This window comes from Pseudomonas sp. (assembly GCF_050739995.1).
Lineage (GTDB): Bacteria > Pseudomonadota > Gammaproteobacteria > Pseudomonadales > Pseudomonadaceae > Aquipseudomonas.
The window spans coordinates 1-5,046 of sequence record NZ_JBOICG010000287.1; the positions used below are offsets into that span (position 1 = coordinate 1).

General features: G+C 57.6%; 7 protein-coding genes. All 7 read left to right on the forward strand.

What is annotated here, in order from left to right; genetic code table 11:
• Window positions 1-343 (forward strand): hypothetical protein (locus ACRESD_RS09810; protein WP_431750734.1); only part of this gene is annotated, 343 nt, incomplete at its 5' end.
• Between the two features lie 87 nt (window positions 344-430).
• Window positions 431-868 carry a hypothetical protein gene (locus ACRESD_RS09815; protein ID WP_431750735.1) on the forward strand — a complete coding sequence of 146 codons (438 nt, stop codon included), beginning with the start codon at window positions 431-433 and terminating at the stop codon, window positions 866-868.
• Between the two features lie 67 nt (window positions 869-935).
• Entirely contained in the window at window positions 936-1,394 is a 459-nt protein-coding gene (locus ACRESD_RS09820; RefSeq protein WP_431750736.1) for a hypothetical protein, read from the forward strand.
• 50 nt (window positions 1,395-1,444) lie between these two features.
• Window positions 1,445-1,753 carry a hypothetical protein gene (locus ACRESD_RS09825; RefSeq protein ID WP_431750737.1) on the forward strand — a complete coding sequence of 103 codons (309 nt, stop codon included), beginning with the start codon at window positions 1,445-1,447 and terminating at the stop codon, window positions 1,751-1,753.
• A 36-nt stretch (window positions 1,754-1,789) separates the two neighbouring features.
• Complete coding sequence (locus tag ACRESD_RS09830) at window positions 1,790-2,011, forward strand: hypothetical protein (RefSeq protein WP_431750738.1); 222 nt, start codon at window positions 1,790-1,792, stop codon at window positions 2,009-2,011.
• 187 nt (window positions 2,012-2,198) lie between these two features.
• Window positions 2,199-3,392, forward strand: a complete 1,194-nt coding sequence (locus ACRESD_RS09835; RefSeq protein ID WP_431750739.1) for a tyrosine-type recombinase/integrase — start codon at window positions 2,199-2,201, stop codon at window positions 3,390-3,392.
• Window positions 3,393-3,412: 20 nt separating this feature from the next.
• Window positions 3,413-4,999 carry an ABC-F family ATPase gene (locus tag ACRESD_RS09840; protein WP_431750740.1) on the forward strand — a complete coding sequence of 529 codons (1,587 nt, stop codon included), beginning with the start codon at window positions 3,413-3,415 and terminating at the stop codon, window positions 4,997-4,999.
• The last annotated feature ends 47 nt before the right edge of the window (window positions 5,000-5,046 follow it).

The window sequence follows — 5,046 nt, forward strand, 5'->3', positions numbered from 1 at the left end:
GAATGTAAGTGGAATGATCATGGTGCAAGAGGCGCAGCGCGGTGGGTTTGAGGCGCACGTTTATCCGTCTCACGTAGCTGCTGCGATCCAGCTTCTACGGGTTGCAATCAGGCGTGCAACAAATGAAGTTGCGACAATCGAAGATATTGAATCTCTGGTGGCGGAACTGATCGCAAGCGAGCGCGCCGACCTGGAGGACGATCAGCCCGCGCAGGTAGCGGCGGTAGCGGTGGTGCTGCCTGAACGCCTCCTGGGCGACGACGGCGTATGCACCGAATCGCATTACGCATCGGGCTGGAACGCCTGCCACGACGAAGTAGGCCGCCTGAACGCCAAATCCTGATAGGAGTACATCCGTACTCCAACCGAAAAACCTGTAACCCCTCCCCCTTCAAAGTCAGCCGCTATAGCGGCAAGGACGAGTGTGCCCATGGAAAAGATAAAGCTCGGCCCGGACCATTATCGCTACGTCGATGACATCGGGCCGGATGGCCTTGAGGTTCAGTGCCTCACCTACCGAGTGATCGGCGAAACGACGCAGTGCTGGTACATCGCCGACGAATACACGGTGAACATGATCAATGGCTATCAGCACAGCTGGACCGCTGACGCAGTGAAGAAGCGGCGCAAGCGCGTATCAAAGGATTCCAGCGGCAAGCGTTTCGCCTACCCGGACAAGGCTAAAGCTCTGCGCTCTTACAAGATTCGCAAATCTCGTCAGCTGGGTCATGCCGAACTCACACTGGAGCGCGCCCGCGCGGCACTGGGTTACTTCGGCGACCTGTCAGTGATCAGCGAGACGCCCGTCGCCGATAAGCTGACCATCCCAAACGAACACATCCAAGGTCTGGGCTGGGGGTACTGCTGATTATTCTTCTCTCAGCGCCAGCCCTCGCCTGGTTCGCCTACGTGTTCATCTACAAGGGGCCGAGGCCATGAGTGATGTACCTATTGAGCCGCAGGACTATGCGTACGGCGTGAAAGTCGTGCAGATCGAAGACCTTCGCGTTGCCAGGGGCATGACGCGCAGACCGACCAGCACCTGCCAGCACAAGAAGCTGGTGTACGACGAGAAAGAACGGCGAGTCTGGTGCAGCGACTGCGAATCCGAGGTTGAGCCATTCGACGCGTTCGTTGGCATTGTCGGGGTTTTCAGTGGCGGCATGAACTCGCTGAAGCGCCGCCAGCGCGAACTGGCTGAGGCCGAAAGCTTCCAGATGCGCAGCAGAGCGGCAAAGGTGATGGACGAAGCCTGGCGCAGCACGAAGATGGCACCCCTTTGCCCTCATTGCACGACCGCGATTCTCCCCGAAGACGTAGTCGGTGGAGTGGCCAGCACATCGAAAGCCTTGGTCATCGCTGCCCGAAAGCGAAAAGCAGCAGCAAAACCCTAACCCCAATCCCCCTACATGCCTGCCGGTGAGCGGCGGGCGAGGATATCTGCATGCCAAATAAAGTTTCAGCATCCAACAGCCTGCTGACTGGTGCCGTTGGAATTATGCGAGTCAAAGCCACTATTTCTGGCTCCGTATCAGAAGAAAAATCTGTGCTGTTTGATCGAATCGACGAACTCGCAAACGACAAAAGCCTTCTTCTTTCAGCTCTTAAGGGGCTTTCGTCCATGTATGGATCTACCTGGGATTCCGTAGATGGGTCACTTGTGATGCTCTCGCCCGGCATAGAACGGTTTGAAAAAGCGCACGAACTTGCGCGCCAGGCAATCGCCCAGGCTGAAGCTAAAGAAGAACGCTAACCCACCTTCAGCCGCCCAGCGCGGCAAGGACACCCCATGCTCGCAACGAAACTCACCCTGATCCTGCTGGGCGCATTGCTGTACCTGTCTGGCAGCGCCTGCTGGTTCTTTTGGATCGGCCCACGCCTTCTGGCCGACGGCGAAACAGCCGACATCATCTACGCCTTCGTCGGCACCTGCATCTGGCTGCTGATCAGCTTCGGCTTCATCGTTCACATCATCAAGACATCGCGGCCCAGTGCGGGCGGCGGGAGGTAGCCATGGCAGCAGCAGAACAGCTCAACGACGGAATCACAGGCGACAAGGTGCCTGAGGCGCAGATGGCCGAGATCCTCGGCACCACCATCGCCGCCCTGCGCTCCAAGCGGGCCAGGAACCAAATCCCCCTAGGCGTATGGAATAAGCAAGGCCGTCTGGTCATGTACAGCATCAGGAGATATTACGAATGGCTAGAAAGCCAATGGGTTTGCCCGCAGGAATGGACCTCCACCACGGATCAATCCGCATCCGCTTTATGTGGAACGGCAGCCGGCGCAGTGAAACGCTCCCCTATCCCGCGACACAGAAAGGAATCAAATCAGCCTCACAGGTTGTTGATCAGGTAAAGAGCCTGATCAAGCTGGGGCTGCTCGACGACGATAAGTATGCCGAACTGTTCCCCAGCTCCAACAACGTCGCCGGCGGCAAGATTAATTTCGGAGAATATGCCCAGCTCTGGCTGGACAGCCGGGAAGTGGTGGGAGGTACGAAGGCAAACTACAAGGGGGCACTGAACAGGTACTGGATGCCGGGCCTAGCCCTGGTGAGGATAGACCTCATCACCACCACACTGCTCCGCCGAGTCATGGCTGCCAGCGAATGGAGGTCGCCTGGGGTGAAACGCAACGCAATCTCGAAGCTGTCGACGATCCTCAATTCGGCGGTTTCAGAGGAGTTAATCCCGAAGAACCCGGCGGCGATCCTTGAGCTGCCGAAGCGCAGCAAAAAGGAAATTGACCCGTTCACCCTGGATGAAGCTAATCAGATCATCGCCAAGATGTACGAGCACGATCACTGGCCCAGTACGATCTATGCAGCATTTTTTGAGTTTGTGTTTTTTACAGGTTTGCGTCTGTCCGAAGCCCTGGCCTTGCGGTGGGATGCGGTTGACGAAGAGAAAAGAACGGCCCACGTCTGTCGCGGGATCGCCTTGGGGGAAGTGGTGGAGCGCACGAAAACGGGAAGTGACCGCTTTGTTTTGTTGAATGACCGCGCTATGCACGCCCTGCAATTTGCCAGGGAATACGCAGGGCGTCGGAAAAAGGGCAAGGGGAAGGTGCTAGAAACGCCCTTCATTTTCCCGCCATCAAAGAACTCAGAGTACGTGAAACAGACATCCGACCTGCACAAGCAATGGATTCCGACGTTGAAGGCATTGAACATCCGTCGTCGGCCGCCATACAACTGTCGTCACACCTATGCGACAATATGCATTATGTCTGGCATGAACCCCGCCTTCATCTCCCAGCAGCTCGGCCATAGCGTGCAGATGCTGCTCTCGACTTATGCGCGTTGGATCAACTCAAGCTCGGACTGGAGCGAAATGGAAAAGCTCCAGATTGGTCCCAAATTGGTCCCAGTTCAAATAAGCGCACCCTAAGCTATTGATAGGTAAAGTAATTGATCTCCACAGCTAACATCACCATGCAGTTCGGCGCCAAGCCGCTCTTCGAGAACGTCTCGGTCAAATTCGGCGCCGGCAACCGTTATGGTTTGATCGGTGCCAACGGTTGCGGCAAGTCGACCTTCATGAAAATCCTGGGTGGCGACCTCGATCCATCCGGTGGCCAGGTCATGCTGGAGCCGAACGTTCGCCTGGGCAAACTGCGCCAGGACCAGTTCGCCTACGAAGAATTCACCGTGCTCGACACCGTGATCATGGGTCACGAGGAACTGTGGAAGGTCAAGGCCGAGCGCGACCGCATCTACTCGCTGCCGGAAATGAGCGAAGAAGACGGCATGGCCGTGGCCGAGCTGGAAACCGAGTTCGCCGAGATGGACGGCTACACCGCCGAATCCCGTGCCGGTGAATTGCTGCTGGGCCTGGGTATTCCCCTGGAACAGCATTTCGGCCCGATGAGCGAAGTGTCCCCAGGTTGGAAACTGCGTGTCTTGCTGGCCCAGGCATTGTTCTCCGACCCTGAAGTGCTGTTGCTCGACGAACCGACCAACCACTTGGACATCAACACCATCCGCTGGCTGGAAAACATCCTGACCCAGCGTTCGAGCCTGATGATCATCATCTCTCACGACCGTCACTTCCTGAACAGCGTGTGCACTCACATGGCTGACCTGGACTACGGCGAGCTGCGCCTGTTCCCGGGCAACTACGACGAGTACATGACCGTGGCGACCCAGTCCCGCGAGCAACTGCTGTCGGACAACGCCAAGAAGAAGGCGCAGATTTCCGAACTGCAATCCTTCGTCAGCCGCTTCTCTGCCAACGCCTCGAAAGCCAAGCAGGCCACTTCCCGCGCCATGGCGATCGACAAGATCCAACTGGCCGAGGTCAAGCCTTCGAGCCGTGTGAGCCCGTTCATCCGTTTCGAGCAGAACAAAAAGCTGCACCGCCAGGCGGTCATCGTCGAGCGTATGGCCAAAGGTTTCGACGGCAAGCCGCTGTTCAAGGACTTCAGCTTCCAGGTTGAAGCCGGCGAACGCGTGGCGATCATCGGCCCGAACGGTATCGGCAAGACCACCCTGCTGCGCACCCTGGTCAACGAACTGACCCCGGACGCCGGTAGCATCAAGTGGACCGACGCGGCGGAGTTGGGCTACTACGCCCAGGACCACGCCCATGACTTTGAAGACGACGTCACGCTGTTCGACTGGATGGGCCAGTGGACTCAAGGCGAGCAAATGATCCGTGGCACCCTGGGTCGCATGCTGTTCTCCAACGACGAAATCCAGAAATCGGTCAAGGTGATTTCCGGTGGTGAGCAAGGCCGCATGCTGTTCGGCAAACTGATCCTGCAAAAGCCGAACGTGCTGATCATGGACGAACCGACCAACCACTTGGACATGGAATCCATCGAAGCGCTGAACCTGGCGCTGGAGAACTACCCGGGCACGTTGATCTTCGTCAGCCACGACCGTGAATTCGTATCGTCCCTGGCCACCCGCATCATCGAGTTGAGCGCCACCGGCGTGATCGACTTCAGCGGCACCTATGACGACTACCTGCGCAGCCAAGGCGTCGTGTTCTAAGTTGTAGTGAGCGGGCTTGTCGAATCGTCGCACCGCCCGCGCTGGGC

What these genes read in the sequence shown, in the direction of transcription:
- ACRESD_RS09825 (WP_431750737.1), top strand. Translation starts at nt 1,445, where the DNA reads ATGCCAAATAAAGTTTCAGCATCCAACAGCCTGCTGACTGGTGCCGTT.
- ACRESD_RS09815 (WP_431750735.1), top strand. Translation starts at nt 431, where the DNA reads ATGGAAAAGATAAAGCTCGGCCCGGACCATTATCGCTACGTCGATGAC.
- ACRESD_RS09820 (WP_431750736.1), top strand. Translation starts at nt 936, where the DNA reads ATGAGTGATGTACCTATTGAGCCGCAGGACTATGCGTACGGCGTGAAA.
- ACRESD_RS09835 (WP_431750739.1), top strand. Translation starts at nt 2,199, where the DNA reads ATGGCTAGAAAGCCAATGGGTTTGCCCGCAGGAATGGACCTCCACCAC.
- ACRESD_RS09830 (WP_431750738.1), top strand. Translation starts at nt 1,790, where the DNA reads ATGCTCGCAACGAAACTCACCCTGATCCTGCTGGGCGCATTGCTGTAC.